Annotated in this window: 17 protein-coding genes and 2 pseudogenes; 7 read left to right on the forward strand and 12 right to left on the reverse strand. The window is 54.4% G+C overall.

What is annotated here, in order from left to right; genetic code table 11:
• Positions 1-7: 7 nt before the first annotated feature.
• Positions 8-1,057, reverse strand: coding sequence for a polyamine ABC transporter substrate-binding protein (locus ACR0AO_RS13815; protein ID WP_480604473.1), 1,050 nt, complete (start codon positions 1,055-1,057; stop codon positions 8-10).
• A gap of 193 nt (positions 1,058-1,250) precedes the next feature.
• On the opposite strand from ACR0AO_RS13815, the gene ACR0AO_RS13820 reads away from it, so the two are divergent.
• Positions 1,251-2,183: a GntR family transcriptional regulator gene (locus tag ACR0AO_RS13820; RefSeq protein ID WP_480604475.1), complete on the forward strand. Its 933-nt coding sequence runs from the start codon at positions 1,251-1,253 to the stop codon at positions 2,181-2,183.
• Positions 2,180-3,460, forward strand: coding sequence for a nucleotide disphospho-sugar-binding domain-containing protein (locus ACR0AO_RS13825; RefSeq protein WP_480604477.1), 1,281 nt, complete (start codon positions 2,180-2,182; stop codon positions 3,458-3,460). The genes ACR0AO_RS13820 and ACR0AO_RS13825 overlap by 4 nt, the downstream gene beginning before the upstream one ends.
• 687 nt (positions 3,461-4,147) lie before the next feature.
• On the opposite strand, the pseudogene ACR0AO_RS13830 reads toward ACR0AO_RS13825, so the two are convergent.
• From ACR0AO_RS13830 to ACR0AO_RS13865, 8 genes and pseudogenes are all read right to left on the reverse strand, one after another.
• Positions 4,148-4,582 (reverse strand): annotated as a pseudogene (locus ACR0AO_RS13830) (IS6 family transposase); the annotation flags it as partial.
• A gap of 87 nt (positions 4,583-4,669) precedes the next feature.
• Entirely contained in the window at positions 4,670-5,101 is a 432-nt protein-coding gene (locus tag ACR0AO_RS13835; protein WP_480604479.1) for a hypothetical protein, read from the reverse strand.
• Positions 5,098-7,164, reverse strand: coding sequence for a glycosyltransferase (locus ACR0AO_RS13840; RefSeq protein ID WP_480604481.1), 2,067 nt, complete (start codon positions 7,162-7,164; stop codon positions 5,098-5,100). The genes ACR0AO_RS13835 and ACR0AO_RS13840 overlap by 4 nt, the downstream gene beginning before the upstream one ends.
• On the reverse strand, positions 7,161-8,081 hold the full coding sequence (locus ACR0AO_RS13845; RefSeq protein WP_480604484.1) for a hypothetical protein: 921 nt from the start codon (positions 8,079-8,081) through the stop codon (positions 7,161-7,163). Before ACR0AO_RS13845 ends, ACR0AO_RS13840 begins: the two co-directional genes overlap by 4 nt.
• A gap of 162 nt (positions 8,082-8,243) precedes the next feature.
• Positions 8,244-8,552: a hypothetical protein gene (locus tag ACR0AO_RS13850; protein WP_480604486.1), complete on the reverse strand. Its 309-nt coding sequence runs from the start codon at positions 8,550-8,552 to the stop codon at positions 8,244-8,246.
• 80 nt (positions 8,553-8,632) lie between these two features.
• The gene (locus ACR0AO_RS13855) at positions 8,633-10,651 is read right to left on the reverse strand and encodes a hypothetical protein (protein ID WP_480604488.1); all 2,019 of its coding nucleotides are present in this window, start codon (positions 10,649-10,651) and stop codon (positions 8,633-8,635) included.
• A 172-nt stretch (positions 10,652-10,823) separates the two neighbouring features.
• Positions 10,824-11,126 (reverse strand): annotated as a pseudogene (locus ACR0AO_RS13860) (IS6 family transposase); the annotation flags it as partial.
• Positions 11,127-11,531: 405 nt separating this feature from the next.
• Entirely contained in the window at positions 11,532-11,909 is a 378-nt protein-coding gene (locus ACR0AO_RS13865; RefSeq protein WP_480604490.1) for a winged helix-turn-helix transcriptional regulator, read from the reverse strand.
• Between the two features lie 181 nt (positions 11,910-12,090).
• Between ACR0AO_RS13865 and ACR0AO_RS13870 the strand changes: the two genes are divergently transcribed.
• A complete protein-coding gene (locus tag ACR0AO_RS13870) occupies positions 12,091-12,855 on the forward strand; it encodes a nuclear transport factor 2 family protein (protein ID WP_480604492.1) in 765 nt (254 codons plus the stop codon).
• 278 nt (positions 12,856-13,133) lie between these two features.
• Here the strand turns inward: ACR0AO_RS13870 and ACR0AO_RS13875 are convergent, their stop codons facing one another.
• Positions 13,134-14,090 carry an agmatinase gene (locus ACR0AO_RS13875; protein ID WP_480604495.1) on the reverse strand — a complete coding sequence of 319 codons (957 nt, stop codon included), beginning with the start codon at positions 14,088-14,090 and terminating at the stop codon, positions 13,134-13,136.
• A gap of 380 nt (positions 14,091-14,470) precedes the next feature.
• Between ACR0AO_RS13875 and ACR0AO_RS13880 the strand changes: the two genes are divergently transcribed.
• Complete coding sequence (locus ACR0AO_RS13880) at positions 14,471-14,695, forward strand: hypothetical protein (protein WP_480604498.1); 225 nt, start codon at positions 14,471-14,473, stop codon at positions 14,693-14,695.
• A 122-nt stretch (positions 14,696-14,817) separates the two neighbouring features.
• Here the strand turns inward: ACR0AO_RS13880 and ACR0AO_RS13885 are convergent, their stop codons facing one another.
• Positions 14,818-15,741, reverse strand: coding sequence for a LysR family transcriptional regulator (locus tag ACR0AO_RS13885; RefSeq protein ID WP_480604502.1), 924 nt, complete (start codon positions 15,739-15,741; stop codon positions 14,818-14,820).
• Positions 15,742-15,853: 112 nt separating this feature from the next.
• Between ACR0AO_RS13885 and ACR0AO_RS13890 the strand changes: the two genes are divergently transcribed.
• The 3 genes from ACR0AO_RS13890 to ACR0AO_RS13900 are packed head-to-tail and all read left to right on the forward strand — an operon-like array spanning position 15,854 to position 18,157.
• Complete coding sequence (locus tag ACR0AO_RS13890) at positions 15,854-16,804, forward strand: glutathione S-transferase C-terminal domain-containing protein (protein WP_480604504.1); 951 nt, start codon at positions 15,854-15,856, stop codon at positions 16,802-16,804.
• Entirely contained in the window at positions 16,804-17,796 is a 993-nt protein-coding gene (locus ACR0AO_RS13895) for a DMT family transporter (RefSeq protein WP_480604506.1), read from the forward strand. Before ACR0AO_RS13890 ends, ACR0AO_RS13895 begins: the two co-directional genes overlap by 1 nt.
• Positions 17,780-18,157, forward strand: coding sequence for a nuclear transport factor 2 family protein (locus ACR0AO_RS13900; protein WP_480604508.1), 378 nt, complete (start codon positions 17,780-17,782; stop codon positions 18,155-18,157). The genes ACR0AO_RS13895 and ACR0AO_RS13900 overlap by 17 nt, the downstream gene beginning before the upstream one ends.
• Positions 18,158-18,318: 161 nt before the next feature.
• On the opposite strand, the gene ACR0AO_RS13905 is transcribed toward ACR0AO_RS13900, so the two are convergent.
• Positions 18,319-19,206, reverse strand: a complete 888-nt coding sequence (locus tag ACR0AO_RS13905; RefSeq protein ID WP_480604510.1) for a LysR family transcriptional regulator — start codon at positions 19,204-19,206, stop codon at positions 18,319-18,321.
• Between the last annotated feature and the right edge of the window lie 94 nt (positions 19,207-19,300).

Below are 19,300 nucleotides of genomic sequence, written 5' to 3' on the forward strand. Positions count from 1 at the left end.
GGCGTCCTTAATCGGCGGCCTTGATCTCGGAAACCGCGCGCGCATAGGCTCGTGTGGCTTCTCCGACGTCGCGCAACTGCTCATAGCCAATCAGCGCATCCGGCGACATTCCCATGTTGGGGAAGGTTGCTATCATATCCGCTGACAGGGCGGACATGGCCGGCTCGTTGGGCACCTTGTAGAGAATGTTCTCTGCCGCCCAACCGTGGTTCTTCGCATCCAGAATAAAGTTCACGAACTCGTAAGCTGCATCCTTGTTTTCCGAGTTCTTCAGGATCACCATCGTGTCGACCCACAGATCGGAACCTTCGGACGGGATCACGTATTTGATGTCTGCATTCTCCGCGATGCCATAGTTGCACCAACCATCCCAGGCGTGCACCAACTCCGCTTCGCCCGACACCAATTTGGCGTAGAATGTCGCGTCGTCGTAAGCCAGCAGAGTTTTCTTGGCGTCGATCAGCAGGTCACGCACTTCCCCCAGCTTGTCGGCATCGGTTTCGTTGACCGAATAGCCCTTGGCCAAAAAACCCGCGCCCAACAGCCAACGGTCGGTGGCCAGCATCGTGGTCTTGCCACGCACGCTGTCGGCGGGTGTCAACAGGTCCATCCAGCTGTCAGGGGCATCCTCCACCAGGTCGGAACGGTAACACAAACCGGTCGTACCCCAGGCGTACGGCACCGAGAACTTGTTACCCGGATCATGTTCCAGCTTGGTGGCCTGATCATACAGGTTGGCCATGTTGGGGATCTTGGCGTGATCCAGATCTTCCGCGAGGCCGAGATTGTACAACACTTCGGCGAAAGGCGACGACACGAAGACAACGTCATAGCCCTTGCCCTTCGACGCGATCAGCTTGCCCATGATCTCTTCGTTGGTACCATGCAAGACCAGTTCGGCGCTGTTCCCGCTTGCTGTGTTGAAGTTGTCTATGGCATCGGGCGCCATGTAGCCATCCCAATTTGATATCACAAGAGACTCGGCTGACACCGCCGTCGTGCCGCAGATCAAACCAAAGCCAATGGCCATGAGTGTCTTGGGGAGATGTTGAAACATTCCAGTCCTCCTTGTTGTCCTAATCTGCCGCCCGTTTTCAGATTCGAGCGATCCTCGGTCTGCCTGTAGCGGTCGTTGTTGACCGATTTGATTTTAGTATTATTAAAAGAAAAAGTACGTCAAACTGTATTCAGTGTTCTTTTTTGATCAGCGCGCAAAGCCGACATCTAAAATCAAGGAAAGGTCGACACGAATGCCAGAAACCCGCCGCAACACAAGGCAAAGCCATCTGGCGCTGGCAAAGCAGATACTGAACGTTGCGCTAGAGCGCGACATGAAGCCCGGTGACCACTTGCCTGAACAAGCCTTTTCCGAGGCATGTGGTGTATCTCGAACTCCGATACGATCTGCCTTCAAGTTATTGGAAGAACACAGTATATTGGATTGGAGGCAGGAAGAAGGTTACTTTCTGGCGATTGCCATCCGCGATCAGGCCGCTAGAGCACTGCAAGATCTGGAGGAGGTAGAGAACTCTTTGGCTCGCCGTATACTGTCCGATAGGGCGGAGCGCCGCATTGATGAGGTGCAATCTGTGAGCGCACTTTCTCGCAGGTACGGCGCTTCAAGAAATACAGTACTACTTGCACTAAAAATACTGTCTCAGGATGGAATTGTCACGCAACTACCAGGCCGTGCATGGGCGTTCCAACCGATGATCGATTCGCCCAAGTCGATCGATGACAGCTTTGATTTCCGCCTCACGATGGAACCCCAGGCCATTCTTGCCCCGGGGTTTTCGCTCGACATCAAACGCGCCGGTCTGCTGCGTGCGCAGGTGGATGAGTTCCTTAACGCAAGCGACGACCGCATCACACCCGGCGGGTTCCGCCGGATCGACAATGAGTTCCATGTTCTCATCGCGCAAAGTTCAGGGAACCGCTTTGTTCGCGGAAGCCTGCTGGTACATCACCGTTTGCGAAAGGCATCGCGAAGGGGGGGCTCGACACCGAATTTTCGGTTGCGGCAAGCCATGGCAGAGCATCTCGAAATTCTGGACAGCATTGAGCGCCACCAATTCGATCTCGCGGCCGATCAGATGGTCGTCCATTTGAGGCGGTCCCGCATCCGTCGGCCGGAAGCCGCGAACCGCGGGATTCCGCCACTCGTGAGAGGGCCGCGCGCGTGACCGGGTGCCCGACAATCGCCCTGTTTCCCGAAGCCGGCTTTGGGGCCGGTCTGAATTGCGTTGGAATAGCACAGAAACTACGAGAGCAGGGCGCCAACCCGGTGTTTGTCTGCCATCCCGGTTTTACCGGTGTTTTCGCGGAATATGGCTTCAAGGAATACCACCTTCCGCAATCGCTCAAGACCAGTGACGGTGCGACCGAAGACTACTGGCAAAGTTTCATCACCACCCACCTACCCCACTTCAATTTGAACCCCGTCGAACAATTGCCAACTTACGTTGCACCGACGTGGGAGGCGATTGTCGACACTGCAATTTCAGTTGAAGAAGATCTCGAAGCCTTGTTAGACCGGATAAAGCCGGACGCGATTGTGCTGGACAATGTTATTATGTTTCCCGCTGTTGCAAAAGCAGGATGCCCCTGGGTGCGCGTTGTCTCCTGCGCAGAAACCGAGATTCCCGATCCCAAGGTCCCACCCTACCTGTCTGGGCTGACTCCTGAAGATGCAGATGCCTGCGTCGCTTTCAAAACGGCGTATAACAGGAACACTCGCGCGGCACACGAGCGATACAATGATTTTCGGAGGAAATGTGGGCTACCGAAACTTGTAGCCGGGATCTTTCTCGAACCGTCTCCAACCTTGAACCTGCTTCTTGCTCCAAATGCTGTCCGCTATGATCGGGAACACAAGCTCCCCGAGAACAAGTTTGCATATCTGGAAGGATGCGTTCGGCAAGAAGCCCATTTCGAGTTGCCGGACTTTCCGGTAACCGATGGCCCTCTGATATACACCAGCTTCGGGTCTCTGGGGGCGATAGATACTGATTTGATCAGAAGAATGATTGATGTGTTCGCAACTATTCCTGCCAGGTTCATCGTCAATGCTGGTGGTTTCGAAGATTCCTACGAAAACATTCCGGATAATGTTCACCTGGGCAACTGGTTCCCGCAACCGTCTGTAGTTGCGGACTCGGCATTGTTTATCCACCATGGAGGTAACAACAGTTTCTGCGAGGCGCTGTATCATGGTGTGCCCTCCCTGATTTTGCCCTACTGCTGGGATGGCCACGACAACGCCCAAAGGGCGGAAGCCAAGGCCGTCGGAAGACGGATAGACCGCGCCAAGTGGTCCGCCAAGACCCTGAGAGAGGAAATAGTCGCACTGCTGGAAAACCATGAAATGCGAACCCGTTTGAAACATACATCGAGACGGATGCAAGCTGACTCGGGCGCAGAAAAGGCCGCCCGAGAAATTCTGCGATTGCTGACCGATTAACTCAGACGTTCCTCTGACTCGGTGCCTTCAAACCTGTCTGCCATCAGCACCCATGGAACAGATTAGGTTGATTGCGTAAGGGAGGATTTCAGGCTCATCGCAACCACCAGAGAGTGGAGATGAGAATGAAATCCGGGAACCCCAATGCAACAGCCGAGAGGGTCGTCAAAGACATCCTCAGGAAGACAAGGCGTGTCCGTCCGTTTAACCTCACCTGGATGACGTTCGTGTGTTCCGGGTGGGACAGGCCCTGGAGGTTGCGCAGCCCTGGCTCTACACAAATCAAAGCCGCCACGCGACTTAAGAAACGGTTTTGACCGCAATATCTGTCGAGGAAATGAACCAATGTCGTAGAGAGTTCGCCTTTGTTGGCGACAAGGATGCCCGGCGAGCTTCGCCGACCGCACCATGATTACCGATTTCGATCGCAGCGAATGGTCGGTCTGGAAGCCAAAGGGTTCCTTCTCACGTAAGCGACCGGCATCGGAGTGCTCAGCCGAGATGGCAAAATTTGTTCAAATTTTCAGATGCTTAAAAACAATTCGCCAGATCGGCGCAGTCATTGGGTCCGGAGAATATCGCCCCTGAGAGACCGCTTACGAGCCTTCTGCCGCAGGGGCCAGTGCCCAGCCCTTCCTGCACAGCCCTCGAAAACAACGAGAAAATCCGGCCGCAGCCGGATCGAGAGGACCGAAGCTTGCCGGTCACCAGGATATGGGGCCGACCATGGCGCTTCATCTCTTTCTTCAGGAATTTCAATGCAGCTTTCTAGTCGCGTGCCTTCGTCACGTAGCTTTCCAGAGCCTCGCCTTCGTGATCCACGGCCCGCCAAAGATAGTGACACTCTCCGTTGATCTTCACGAACATCTCGTCCAGATGCCATCGCCAACTGGAATAGACGCGCATGTGTTGGATGCGCTTCCTCCGGATCTCGACCGCAAATTTCGGCCCAAACCGCTGCCACCAGAACCGCACGGGTTCAAAGCTCACATCAATGCCACGCTCATGAAGAAGATCCTCCACATTCCGAAGCGAAAGCGGAAACCGGATGTACATCACTACCGCCAGGCGAATGATCTCTGGTCTGGTGCGTAAATAGTGGAAAGGGTTTGGGGCCGTCATGATCAGACGCTACGAAACCACCCTGCTCGCCTCAAGTGCAGTCCCTCTGACACCACCTTTCTTTTTACAAGACCGGATTAACGATACCTATTTCAATTGTACCACGTCATTTTCTTCGATGATCAGGGCGAGATTCCAGAATTTGCGGATTTCCTCTTCGGCGCTCGCGGCTGCGGCCGCTTCCTCGGGTATTCGTTCAACACGAAAACCGAACTGTTCGAAGCCGCTGAAATCGACACTACTAAGAATGATCGGAACCACGCTTCGCTCGAGAGCCGCCGCAGCAAGATGTCGAGCGACCTTTTCTGGTGATTTGGGGGGCTTTCGAATCCTGATACCGATATAAGTGTATTCGGTTGTATCACATTTCCACACGGCGGATGATGGACCCCAACTTGCTTCGGGCAAGACAACTTTGCCGAGCAAAGCAGCCTCAAAACCGCCAGAAATTTCGTTGTCCAATAAAGACGGCCGATTGGCTGTGATCCTTGCCAGAATTTCATTCCAGGGGTCTGTCACACCGCCACCCTTCTACAGTCGGCTATCAAACGAGCGGCGTCCTCAGCACCGGCTTCAGGCAGGTCAACGCCTTCTAGTGCCGCGCGAAACTCATCGGCCGCATCATGATCAAGGCAATCTCCCAGGAGCCGTTCGAGTCTCATCATCTCTGTTTCAGCTACCATCGCGCTCAGGCCGCGATCAGACAGCGCCTTTGCACGACGCATCTGATCGTCCAGATATGGCGCTGATTGCGGGATCAGGATTGCGGGCAGACCATAGTAGAGAATTTCGTGGACCGAGTTGTACCCAGCCGCCGAAATCGTCAGATCCGCAGCCATGCTGAGAGCGGTTGCCTCCAACGTGTTCACCAGCCGGGTATTTGGCCAATTGAAAAGTGAGGCGTGGACGGTACTGCCAGGCCAGGTAACAATCAGATGCAGGCAATCCGGCCGTTCCGACAAGCATCCGCTAATAGCCTGGAACTGCGCCGTTCGGACCGATGCGACGCCGCCGCCCAGCATGCTGACTACCAATTTCTGGAAATTTAAGCCAAAGAGCCTTGCCAAGTGCGCGCGGAGTTTTTCACGCTCTAGCTCCGTCTGGGTTACTTCGCGATAGATTGGCCCGACATAGCGCACACGGTCACCAAAACTATACGCGTCGTTCAATTCATCGAAGGCTTCCATTGGGACAATGACCCTGTCAAAGACGTCCTCTCGATCAAGCACGCCGGGGTTTGGGCGCCCACCGGGCCACAATCCTCGCCGGATCCATACGGCCGGCAGTTTCAATTCGACAATCACTCGATAAACGGAATCGAAGACAAACCCACCGTCGAACACCAGTCGATCGCCTTGCCTTAGAGTGCGACGCAGGCGGCCATAATTTACAATGTCGTTTGAATATGGATTTGCCTTGGCATCTGTCCGGGCGACCAACGGGATACAATCGAACCCTTGCCGCCGGACCAATGGAACGCAACTGGGAAACGCCGCAAAAACCGAGTTGGCATCTGCAGGCAGCTTGTTGGCAACAACGGCGCAACGTTGCGCATGGCCCAACCCAACACCATTTGTCGGCATAAATAATGTTTTGGGGGGCGATTTGGCTGCCACGGACGTATCGGGGTTCAACCCAATCCTGTGCTCCAATAAAGAGATATCAATTGTGTGCAACCAGGATGATTTCGAGACTTGCTCTCCGATATGGGTCAGGTTTTTCAGAATCTTTCCTGTTAGGTATCCCTCCAGGGCGAACAGCGTTTTCGGACCCAGCAAGACTGGGGCATTGGATGTCAGAATCGCATCATCTTCGGTGCAGTCAAGAACGATTCCGCCCGCCGCCAACAGGGCAACCGACAATGCCGCAATGCGCTCTCCAGCGACGCCATGCCCGAATACTGCAAGGATATCTGTTTCGGAAGCCAGTGTAAGCGGAGAAAGATCGGTATATTGGAACGTCGGCAGATCACTGAAAGGCGAAGACTTGATTTCATTGTTCTGTGCGCCACTAACCACGATCTTCATTCTGTATTCGTTTTGGCTGTTCAATCGAGCAAGCGTGGACAATGCTTCCGAGTTGTCCAATTCCATCGATCCGAGCACTAACGTCAATCTCGGCATTGACGTCGCCGGCCTGTGAACCGGGCGCAATTCGGCGACTAGTGGGTTGATGGCCTTTGACAAAATGGGGCGTGGTTGAAAATCGGACAGGTCGATAACATGCACCTCTCGACCCAACGCATAGGCAAGGCGCGCTTTTGTGCCGACATAGCTTTGATGATCTTCGAAACGGCCCAAGGCAGTCACGAGAACGTCCGCGCCAAGTTGTTTTTCTCTCAGAGATATCAGCAAAGGGTCGCCCAGATCCTCGGCACCAAGCACAACGTAGGCAATTGCGGAAACATCTTCCCGGTCCACCAGAAACCTGACTGCGTCGTAGGTTCTGCCTCGATCAGCGTCCTCCGGCAAATAGCTCGCTTCTATACAGGCATTGTGGCCGCGAGCGTTCAATTGCTCGGCGAATGCCAGTTGGGCATCGAAACATCGGGTATTGCGGGCACCTGCTTCGATAAAAATCATTCCGCAAACTCCGTGGTGAAAGCATTTGTCATTATGTTCTGGAAACGCCGGGCCGTGTAGCGCTCAAGAACAGGTTGGGCTTTCGCAACCTGCGCAGTATACAGTTCCGGAGAAGTCAAAAAACCCGAGACGACCCCGTCAACTTCTGAGGGAATGCAACCAACCACTGCATCGTCGAAGGCTTTTCCGGTCTCGCAATCTGTCAATACCACTTTCCCAGCGGCTAGTGCCTCGGCAATTACGCGGCCAAAGCTTTCCCGCCAGGTCGGTGCGGTGAAATAGACAAAGAAATCGATCATTCTGAAAAACTCATCCACCTTTACGGATCCAAAAGGCAACATGGACCAATGCGGGCGCACGACACCCGCCTCGGAAAGCAGGTCGGCGCCAAGAATGACATTCGCCACGGCATGCGAAGGGAAACATGCATCGAGATCCGTTAGTGGCGGGAATTTCTCCAGGCCGGGACGAGAAAGCCGTCCACGGCGGTCCATCAGGTTTTTATTCGGTACGCGATATTGCAGATCGACTATGTTGAACCAGTTTTCCTTCAGAATACGCCAATTTCGATGCATCCTATATCGCGGCAACCACTTTTCTACGGTCATCCGATTGAAGGCGGAAATTGGAGCCAAAATTTTTCTTACTGCGACCGAAGTGACATCTATCCGGTCGATGCAGGAGGTTACGTCAAAGCCTTCCTCGCCACTTGGTCGCAGAAAATTCTCGTGCGTTACGACGATAAGAACTCGGGCCAGAATCCGTGCGTTAAGTGCGGTGTCAAACTTCAAAAACGCTGGATTGTGAAGGATGACAAAATCCGCGTTGATATGAGCTGCATTCCAGATCAGGGGAATTCGCAATCGGTCGATTACTTCACGCAGCGCAGGCACGATGGATCGGGTTTCACCGAACATCCGCGAAGTCCTTGCGTGAATGACGACATTTCCCAGCTTCTTGGCGACAGATAATTCTGCTGCCACTGCGGCGGACGTCCCACCTGGAAAACGCGGATCTACGACATAGGCAAGATCCGGAAAGTATTTTCGGGTTGGAAATCGATTTATCGTCATAGAAAATTAATACAGCATGGAAACGCCCCGAACGCTGCTTACAGAACGTTGAACTGCTGGCGGTTCAAAATCGAAACGCGAAGGCCCGACAGCCACGCTGTTGTGAAATTTTCTCAGTTCGCGCGCCAGTTCGTCCTCGCCTTCAAGCAATATAGGGTTTTCTTCAAGATAGGCCCACAATCCCTTGGTATCCTGTGCAGTCAAAAACCGATCAATGATGAGCAACTGCTCAAAAGTCGCATCAGCATGCGCGCCAGGCGATGCAGTGAGAAAAAGTAGGACCGTCACTATCGCGGCAAGTCGTTTCTCAGGCATTGTCGATCAATCCGGTATACATTTGTAAATCCGCAATGGCAGAATTGCCGCCATCTACAAGGAAAAAGGAACTTCAAAACCTAGTTCGTCATTCTCCTAAGGTTACTGATTACCTTATTTCTAAGCTCCAATCCAATGTTTCTCCTAGGTGCGCTGGCTCCACGCTTTTTCGGCTTGGCTTTGGGCGCGACGCCGCTTTTACCCTCAAGCCAAAGCTCGATCATCCCAGGAGGAGTTTTTGAGTTGGCGCCGGTGAAATCCCGAAGCAGGGCATCGGCGGCTTTTGCCAACTCCGCTGCCTTGGCGGCATCTTCCGAGTGGTAAAAACGAACGTTGGTGCGGTTGACATTAAATGTGACCCGCGAGGTTCCGTTGCGTTGATGCCCCGAAGCCATCAGCCATTCCTCGACCGCGTCGATGTCATCTTCAGACAGGCCAGCGGGCGCGAAAAGTTGAAAAAAGGCTCCCGATCCTTCACCGACTATCATATCGGCATCGTTATGGGCTGTTTCCAGGTCAGTCGCCAGTGCGGGCATGGGTTGCAACCGGGCAAATCGTTTGGGCGGGCCAAGCGACGGAGTCTGGGTAACGTTATCAATATTATCACCGTCAAATGCGGTGATCGGCTTTCGTTTCCAAGGATCACCAACCGAAACGGCCACCTCCCGCCCTATCAAATCTTCAAGATTGTAACGAGCTGGTAAGGACCGGCGTAGAGTTTCTTCTGCGCGGGCCGGATAGATGGCTGGTTCGATCCCAAGATTGGTGCTTGATTGCAAGAATTGGTTGCCGACAGTCAAAGCCGTTGTGGCAACCTTATAGGTTACCTCTGGCTTGGCTAATGGCGCTTTGACGGTTTCAGCGACAGGTGAGGTGTTCTCGTATACCTTTTCGATATCTACGCGTGACTGGATGTTGCCGGCCAAAGTTCTGAACCGGATCGGATCAGAAGAATCGGTTGGTCTGTCGGGCGCGTTGACTTTGGACCACTTGATGTCAAATGAAGTGTCGGCTGTGACCAGCGCAGGGACAAAGGTATGAACTTGTGCCGGTGCTTTTATCGGATTTACCCGCCTGACCGAACTGACCCGAGCGTCAACCGGCCCGAGGTCTGTCATCAGCAGGGTCAGTGTGTCTGTTTCGTCTCGTGCGATTGCAGCGCTTTGCAGAACAGGGCTTTGTCGCGACGCGTTGGGTGACCAAAGGGCGTCAAAGGGCTGTGAAATACCACTTTCCATTGAGTTGCTATTCGGCATCCTAAGTTGAACGACACCGTCTTTTACCTTTGGCCGGGCCACCATCTGCACGCTTGGTTCCGGCGCGGACATAGCACGCGGTCCCGACCGCTTGATCCATTCGGTCGCAGTGATCGCAACCGTCGAGATCAGGGCGCCAGCAGCCAAACCCAGTGCGGCGGGACGCAGGTTCCTTCGCCACCTATTAGTGCGCTCCCGGGACGACAAAGAGGGCTGGCGCAGGCCAGCTATCTCTTCGCTTGCCCCTTTGCTTTTCAAACTCTCATTGGTTAAGTCCGTGGACAGACTTACCTCGGTGTTGGTTTGGGTCGGTCGAATGCCATCCAAAGATCGGGGCGACGCCTGACCCTCAAGGGTGACAGACTTAATAACCTGTTTATCGGGCCGAATATCTTTCGGGCGTTCCGGTGTTTTCTCGTCGTTACCCCCCCGCGCTGTCATACCGCGAACGGAAAGGACCTTTTGTTTAAATTCTGGCTGCAAGCGCGAAGACTCTTCAGCCAATGATGCATCTTCATCATCGACAGAAGAGTTTTCATGTTCTTGAGAGAGAATTTTCTTTCTTTGTTGGCGCGCCCATTCCAATTGCTCAAGCCAGTTCTTCGACTCGAACGAAGGTTCCTTTCGCGGCAACACATTACCACTATGACCGCCTGAGGTAGCGGTTCCTTGCGTTTTTCCTAATGTTGTTCTTTCGGCTAGAACTTTCTGCCGCGCGGCGCGCGCCCGTTCGAGCTTTTCTTGAAACTCACAGGACTGAAAATAACCAAAACTTTCTGGCGCGTCTTTGCGGTCAAGGCGTTCGACCTCGCGCCGCGCATCCGCGCTCCTCGCCTTAGTCATACCCGTCTCCCCGTCGCCGCCTAGTCTTGCAAATTATCAAAACCCAACGGCGACTTTAGCGAGGTCTAAAAATTCGTATGCCTTAAATATAGAAAAATGGCGCCTCCAAAACAAGCATGGCGACGGTCGCAAGGAGAATGGCGGCGTCAGATCGATGAGAATGAAATTCTACAACCGCCCGCCTCATGTAATGGACCTCTCCGTTGATCTTCACGAACATCTCGTCCAGATGCCATCGCCAACTGGAATAGGCGTGCATGTGTTGGATGCGTTTCCTCCGGATCTCGGCCGCAAATTTCGGCCCAAACCGCTGCCACCAGAACCGCACGGGTTCATAGCTCACATCAATGCCGCGCTCAGGAAGAAGATCCTCCACATTCCGAAGCGAAAGCGGAAACCGGATGTACATCACTACCGCCAAGCGAATGATCTCTGGGCTGGTGCGGAAATAGCGGAAAGGGTTTGGGGCCGTCATGACCAGACGCTACGAAACCACCCTGCCCGCCTCAAGTGCAGTCCCTCTGACAAGACCGGCAACCGACCTCAAACCAAACCCTGCGGGATCGTTTCCCCGACTCTCAGAGGACAGTCACAGCTTTCCCCGTTCCGACGCGCGGCTGGGCCGCCCTGCGCCGGGTGCAGCCGATCTTGCGGCGTCAGGGCGTGAACGCCGCCTTCAACCGCGAGGGAAAAGCGGGGATGAGGGTGATCGAACTGTCTGACCGGTGAAGCCTCACAAAGCGATTTGTGCTAGAGCGCTCGACTCATAGGGTCAGGCGTTTTTGTTTGCTCTTACTGCTGCGTTTACCGGGTTTGGCCTTCGTCTGCTATGCGGACAAAGCCGCCATTCGAGGTTCTTAGTCTTAGGTCCGCTTTGAGGTCAGCTCGCCTGCTCCCGATCGAATTGCATGCGAAATTGTCTGACCTCATCCATCTGTTCATGCGACCAGAAGACGAGGGGCTTCAACATCTCGAGTAGGCTTCGGCCCAAAGGCGTCAACTCATAGGATACAGCTACCGGGGGCCCGGGATCGACAGTTCGGGTCAAGTATCCGTCGCGCTGTAATCCACGCAGGTTATCGGTCAGCACACTTTGCGTTACGTCTCCGATGCAGCGCTTGAGGTCGCCAAAGCGTTTTGGCTCATCCTCCAGTGCGAGGATAATGATCATCCGCCATTTGCCGGTCACATTAGATAGCACGGAGCGGATAGAGCAGTTGGAAGCTTCTGCTTTGTTGGCAACGCCAATAGGTAGCATATCAGTCTCTGGTATTGTTTCGAAACTTAGGGGCACCATAGCCCTGCATCGGCTTTTGCACAACACCCTGATCTATATGGCAGTAGCGTTGAGCATACCAAGTCAGTTTAAAGTACGTAATTGCAATGTAGTATGTTTTTGCTACCACGAATCGGAAGGATACGAATCAGAGGATAAAGCCATGTCTCCTAAAGAACTTGTAATCGCACTCTTCACCGCTGCCTTTGCCGATCACGACCCGGAAGCTGCGCGGCAACTCGTTACCCCGGACTACATTCAACACAACCCACAGATCCCGACCGGGGCTGAGGGTTTGGTTGGCTTGATACCATTGGTCGAGCAATCCGGAATGACCGCAACCACGCATAGGGTTATAACCGAAGGCGATATGGTCGTACTACACAGCACTTTTGAAAATGCTGATGCGTTTGGCGCACCCACCCTTGCCGCATTCGACATATTCCGGGTGGAAGACGGCAAAGTTGCCGAGCATTGGGACAACTTGCAGCCGGTTCCTGAAACGACGGTGTCTGGCCGCGGAATGACCGATGGAGCGACGGAGATCACTGATCTCGACAAAACCGAAGAAAACAAGACGTTGGTTCTTGGGTTTGTCCGTGATGTCCTGGGCGGAGCTGCACCAGAGAAAGCTCCCATGTACTCTGAGGTCTACATGCAGCACAATCCAATGCTTGCCGATGGAATTGATGGACTGATGGAGGGCACGAAGGCCTGGGCCGAACAGGGCAACGTCATAACCAAATTCGAGCCTCAGATTGTTGTGGCAGAAGGCAACTTTGTCTTTGTCGCCTCAGATGCGACAGTCAGCGAAAAACCCTGGGCATTCTTTGACCTTTGGCGCGTCGAAGATGGAAAGATTGTTGAACATTGGGACGTTGTTTCGCCCACCCCTGCTGAAATGGCGCACGGGAACGGCAAGTTCTAATAACCGGAGAGGAATGGCGGGCCGCAATTTGCGGGCCCGCCAACCAAAAAACGGACCTTCGATTAGGCGGTCGCAGCAAGCACTCTGGGCTCATTTCGGACCTTGGAGATATTTCAGCATCGCCCTTACCCCATATCACAATGCCTCCAAGGACGGCCAAAGGCTGCTGTTGAACCCACATCCCAGGTGCTGCGGTGGGACCCGTCAGATCGGGCTTTCGCTGCATGCGCACGAACTGATTGCTTGTTAATTCGCGGGATGCGGGACACTGCCGTCGTTCAACGATGATCAAAATATCCCTGGCGCACAGCCTCCCCCATTAGATTGATTATCAATCGAGAGGCTGTCACAGATGAGATTTCATTTAGATCGCGACTTGGTGTGATTTCTACAATATCCATTCCGACGACATTGCCTTTCTTTACCAACCCCCGGATAATCTTGCACGCCTGTTGGTAGGTTACACCGCCGGGTGCTGGTCCAGCCACAGCTGGCATTACAGAAGGATCCAGACCGTCTGCATCAACAGTGATGTAGTAGTTTTCTGAATCAGGGATTTCCGAGAGCACCTTGTCAGCGCCATGATCGTGCAAATACTCGGCTGTCACCAAGTTGGAACCATAAGCCATTGCAGCTTCAAACTCGACCGTCGTCGCGCTGCCTTGATTGCGCAATCCGATCTGATGCATACCCGAAACGTGAGCCATCTCAGAGGCTCGCCGCATCGGACTGGAATAGCCTTCGCTGACACCATTTCGTTGATCAATCCAGTCCAAATGGGCATCAATCTGAATGACATAGATCGGTCCGTCGTCGCCAAGGCCACGTAAGACCGGGATCGGCACACCATGATCGCCACCTATTATGATGGGTAATGCCTTCGCCTTGCGGATCAACCGCACCGCGTCCTCGACCCGCTGCGAATTCCCTCTAATATCCCGCGGATCGCCGATAACATCGCCGCAATCGACAGCGCGAATGGGTTTATTATCGAAAACCGGTCCACCAAGATCAAAGTCCCAGCGTTCCAAATCACTGCTTGCCTTGACGCTGGCTTGCCTCACAGCAGTGGGTGCCTGGGCCTGGTCGTTGTTGATCTGTTCCATTGAGTAAGGGTCGGCATGCGGGACCCCTAAGATTGCGATATCCGCATCCAGACTGGCGAGATCAAGATCGACTTCGAACCGAAGAAAGCTAGGTAGGTTTTGTTTTGGTCTCTCTGTAATCTTGGTCATTGGACATAGCTCCGTGCGTGACTTCCATCACAACGTAGGCCAGCGGAAATTCCAAGCCAAATCGCGCATGATTGCTGTACCGTAAAACCGCATTTGAGCTCTCATAGGTCCGGGCATCTGAATTGTCGGGAGCCGACAGCACCATCACTTCGGCCCATATCAGACATCTACCAATTTCCCAGCGCTGTGGTGCGTCTTCTGCAGACCGGGCATTCGCTGCGCGTGCAAATCCCGGGGTCGCTCGTACTCACGGTGTGCGCAACAAACCAGGCATTCGGCAATCAATGGCCCTTTACTCAATCCGGCACGCCGAGATCGGTTTGGCGCCGCAGTAATTTTCCCGTCTTGAAGCCCCAGTGTGACAAAGCAACGCGAGCGAAATGAGCGATCTAGGTTTCACCTTCCGCCGTGCGAAGGATGGCGACGTGGTTGTCGATCATCACGGTAGACGCGCGACCACTCTGCGGAGCGACAAGGCGGAATGGTTACTGCAGGACATGATCGACCTGGATTTCGAAGACCAACAGCAGGAAATGGCCCGGGTCACCGGCAACTACAAGCGGGGAAATGAACGCAAGGCGCACAACCATCCTCGCAACCGTTAGGCCTGGGAGAAAGATATTGCCCCGCTGCAGTGCCACTGCGTTTGGTGCCCTTCAGATGATCGCATCAGGCGCTGATCACGTGCAGCCCTCGAAGCGTGATCAGAATTTTTGGTGACGGTGAATTAGATATCCAGCCCCGCCTCGACATCCCAAAACGGTCTGTCCTTCCCTATCCGCGCTGCAAGGAAATCGACAAAGGCCCGCACTTTCATTGGCAAATGTCGGCGCTCGGGGAATACGGCGTAAAGCGCCTGTTCCGGCAATGCGTATTCCGGCAAGACCCGGATCAGACGGCCGGCGGCCAGATGGGAACCTGCCACGAATGTTGGCAATCGCCCGATCCCAAGCCCGTCAAGTAATGCGGTGCAAAGCGTCTCGCTATTATTGATACGCAGAGTACCTTTTGTGTGCACCCTCAATTCACCATTTGAGCTGTGGAACACCCATTCCATCGGATCCCGTGAATAGGCATAGTGCAGGCAGTTATGCGCCAGCAGATCTTCTGGCTGTTGTGGATAACCCTTCCGCGACAGGTACTCCGGTGCGGCAACAAGGACACTGCGGATCGGAGCCAGCCGACGCGCGATCAGGGCTGAATCAGGCAAGGTACCGGCCCGGATGGCCATATCCAGCCCCGCATCGACCAGATCAACGACCCGGTCATCCATTGTCAGATCCATTGTGATGTCGGGATAGGTCGCCAGAAACTCAGCGAGCAACGGCGCAATATGCAGCCGCCCGAAGGACATGGGCGCACTTATCCTCAGATGCCCGACTGGGTGTCCCTGTACGGCCGCAACCGCATCCTCTGCTTCCTGTGCTGATCCCAATGCCTGTATTGCGTGCGTCAGGTAGATTTCCCCGGCTTCGGTCAACGAAATGCTACGTGTCGAGCGATGAAACAGCTGGGTACCAAGATGTGCTTCCAGTGTGGCGATCCGTTTGCTGACGGCTGATTTCGTGATCCCCAACCGCCGCGCCGCCGCGGCAAAGCCACCGTTTTCGGCCACAGCGACAAATATTGGGATAGCGCCGATTTCGATCATATTACCCTCGCTTGGTCAACTTTTCCTCACCCTTGAGTAAACCAGTTAGCCAATTATCCCTCCTTTAGAAACACGCTAGGTCGTCCTCAACACGTATTGGAAGGAGGTGGCCATGCCCAAAAAGCTCATCAACGGAATTTTGCGCGACAAGCCAAAGCAACCTGATGGGCGTTTTAACCGGTTGCCCAGCTCGTTTCATGGTTGGATCAGTTCGGAGGCACGGGCGGATTTTCCGGCGGTTCCTGGGCGTTACCACCTCTATATGTCTAAGGCTTGCCCGTGGTGTCACGCCGTCGACCTGGTGTTGTCGCTTAAGGGGTTGCGCAAGACGATCAGCATCACCTGGATGGACCCGGCAATGTCCGAGGACGGCTGGGTCATCGACCAATCCAACTTTGACGAGAGGGCCGGCGTACCGCGTGATCGATATCTCTATCAGGTCTATCAGCGCGCCGCGCCAGCCCATACCGGCGCGATTACTGTCCCGCTGCTGTTGGACAAACTCAGCGATCAGATCGTCGGCACCGACTCCGCAGATATCATGCGGATGCTCAACACCGCTTTCGTGGACGTGACCGCTCCGGACCTCTATCCGGCCGAGGACGCCACTGAGATCGACCGGCTTGCAAAGATTATCCACGCCTCAATTCGCAACGGTGTCTATCGGGCGGGCTTTGCCACCACTCAGGTCGCCTATGACGATGCGATCCATCAGCTTTACGCGGGGCTGGACATTGTCGAAACTGTGCTGAAATCGCGCTGCTTTCTGGCCGACGCGACGCTGACTGAGGTTGACCTGATGCTCTTTCCGACGTTCCTGCGGTTCGATCCCGTCGATGTGACGCATCTCGGGATCGATCGGAAACGGATCACGGACTACCCTGCCCTTTCGCGCTACCTGGCTGATTTCGCACAACTTCCCGACCTGGTTGAAACGATCGATATGCAGCATATCCGCGCGCACTATTTTCTCAGCCATAGACAAATCAATCCGAGTGGGATCATCCCGATCGGGCCAGATCCGAACTACGCAACAACGGCACTGACAAAGGGAGTCGCGTGATGCCCCTCTTTGTCGCAAATCTTCCGCCCACGGCACTGATCATCGCCATTGGCGCGTTGGTTGGGGTTAGTTTTACCTTGACCAAGATTGTGGCAATTGCGGGCATCGCGCCACTACTGGCCTTGTTCTGGCAGCTCTTGATCGCAAGTCTGGTTCTGTTCGTCATTGGGGTGATTTCCGGCAAGCATGCCCTGCTGCATCGCAGGTTTCTATTCTACTATCTGGGGGCAGGCGTCCTCGGCATCAGCGGCCCTGCCCTGATTGGCTATACAGTGTTGGGTCACGTTTCCACCGGCTTCTACTCCGCGCTGGTCACGCTCTCACCGCTCTTCACATTTGCGATCACGGCTTTGGTCGAGAAGCGAATGTTGCCCGCATACCGTCTGATCGGGATTCTGATCGGGCTGGCTGGCATCAGTTTTGCTACTCATAGCGGCTTCGACCTGTCGGGTGTCGCGCCGCGTTGGATTGCTGTTGCGATGGCCGGCCCGCTTCTGTTGGCCATGGGCAATGTCTTTCGCAGCCGGGCCTACCCGCATAATGGTGATCCCATGGTGCTGGCCACCGGAACACTTGGTTTGCAATTGCTGGCGATCGGTCTCCTAGTCATTGCTAGCGGTCAGCTATCGCCCGGTTCGATGCAGGGTGCTAGCCCGATTGCCGCGATCATCGGCATCGGATTGATCACCGCACTCAGCTACGTGCTGACATTTGAGGTGCAGCGGCGCAAGGATGGCGTCGGATTTGCCCAGATCGGATACTTCGCCACCCTTTTCGGCATTGTCTTCGGAGCCCTGGTGTTTGGGGAACCGATCCGCATCACCTTGGTGTTGGCACTTGCGGCGCTGTTTCTTGGCGTGGCCATCACCAACGGGCACCTCCGCCTCGCCCACCTCTGGCGTCTTTCGCCCAAAACGCAGGCTGGAATGCCGCTGAACGTCACAACACACAAAACACCTGTCAAGGAGAACAACGATGCAGATCGCCAATGAACACAACTCGCCGCAGGCCGCACTGGTTGCCGAACTCTATGCAGCTGTAGATGCAATGAACGCAGACGACGTTGTCGGACTTGTAACCGAAGACGTCACATTTCGGCTCGGGAATTTCGATCCGATCATCGGGCGCGAACCTGTCCATCGGGCCAATGAAGTGTTCTTTCAGACCGTCGCTGCAATGCGCCATACCATCACCGGTATCTGGTCGGTCGGCGATACGGTGTTCTGCGACGGAACGGTCCATTATACACGCAAAGACAAAAGCAAGCATGAAGTCCCGTTTGCGACGCGCCTTGGCCTGCAAGGCAGTAAGGTGGCTGACTACGCTGTCTACGTAGATATCTCTGCACTATAGCGATTCAGGCAAACTCGTTTTGGCGGCATCGGGAAGAAATGTGTGGTCTGCAGGCGGTGCCGAGGACACTGTTTTGCCCATTGAGGTTGCCCGTAGGGGAAGGCAGCGCCTTCCCCCAGATGGTCAGAGGCGTTTGGCATGCCCATATCTCAATGATCCAATCATCCCTTCATTCTCAAAATCACGAAGTCCAAAAACAGACGCGACAGTTTTGACAACGATGTGTTGCCTGCATGAACGGCGTAGAGTCTGATTTCGGGCAGGTGCCAGTCCGGCAAAACTTCGATGAGCTCTCCGGTCCGCAATGCCTCACCACACAGCGGCTCGGGCAACTCGCCAATACCTTGCCCAGCAAGAACCGCTGCCTTGACCGCCGCATAGTCATTGATGGTCAAATCAGGTTCAAAGCGGATATTTTCTATCTGCTTCTGTTTCGACAGCGACCAGTTCACCGAGCGGGACGTGAGGAACCCGAAGCCGATGGTCCTGTGACTTTCCAGATCCGATATCTCTTGCGGTGTCGTATTGACCGCCATGTAGCCGGGGGCGGCGATCAATCTGTGCAGGTACTTCAGTAATGTCCTGACCACGAGATCAGGGTGTTCCGGCGGAGCAACCGGAAATGAAACATCAACGCCATCATCAACAAAATCCAGCATGCGTTCCGACACCAGAACCCGCAGGCGGGCATTGGGATACTGCAACTGAAAACTCTCGATGCCGTCGAGAAACAGGACCTCCAACAGATTTGGCGGAACCGTGATGGTTACTGTGCCCGAGGTGTCACTGTGCCGATCACTTATAAGCCGGTTGGCGTAGGCCAGCGTGTCGATCCCTCGGCGGCACAGTTCGAAATAGGCCATGCCCGCCGTCGTCAATCTGATCTGGCGCTTGCTTCGATCGATAAGCCGGGTGTTCAGATCAGCTTCCAGTTCGGAGACCTTTCGGCTGACCGAAGAAAGCGGCATGCGTAAAATCTTTGCGGCATCCGTGAAACTCTTGGATTGAGCAACCTGGGCGAAGATCGCAATGGCGTCGAAGCTCGGCATTTATCTTCCAAATATGAAACTTATCTTTCGGATTTCGGTATTTATCCAAAATAGGGAAGTGTTAGAATCCTGCAAACAGTTCCAAAGAGGTTTG

The sequence above is a fragment of the Ruegeria sp. AF8 genome, assembly GCF_056541825.1.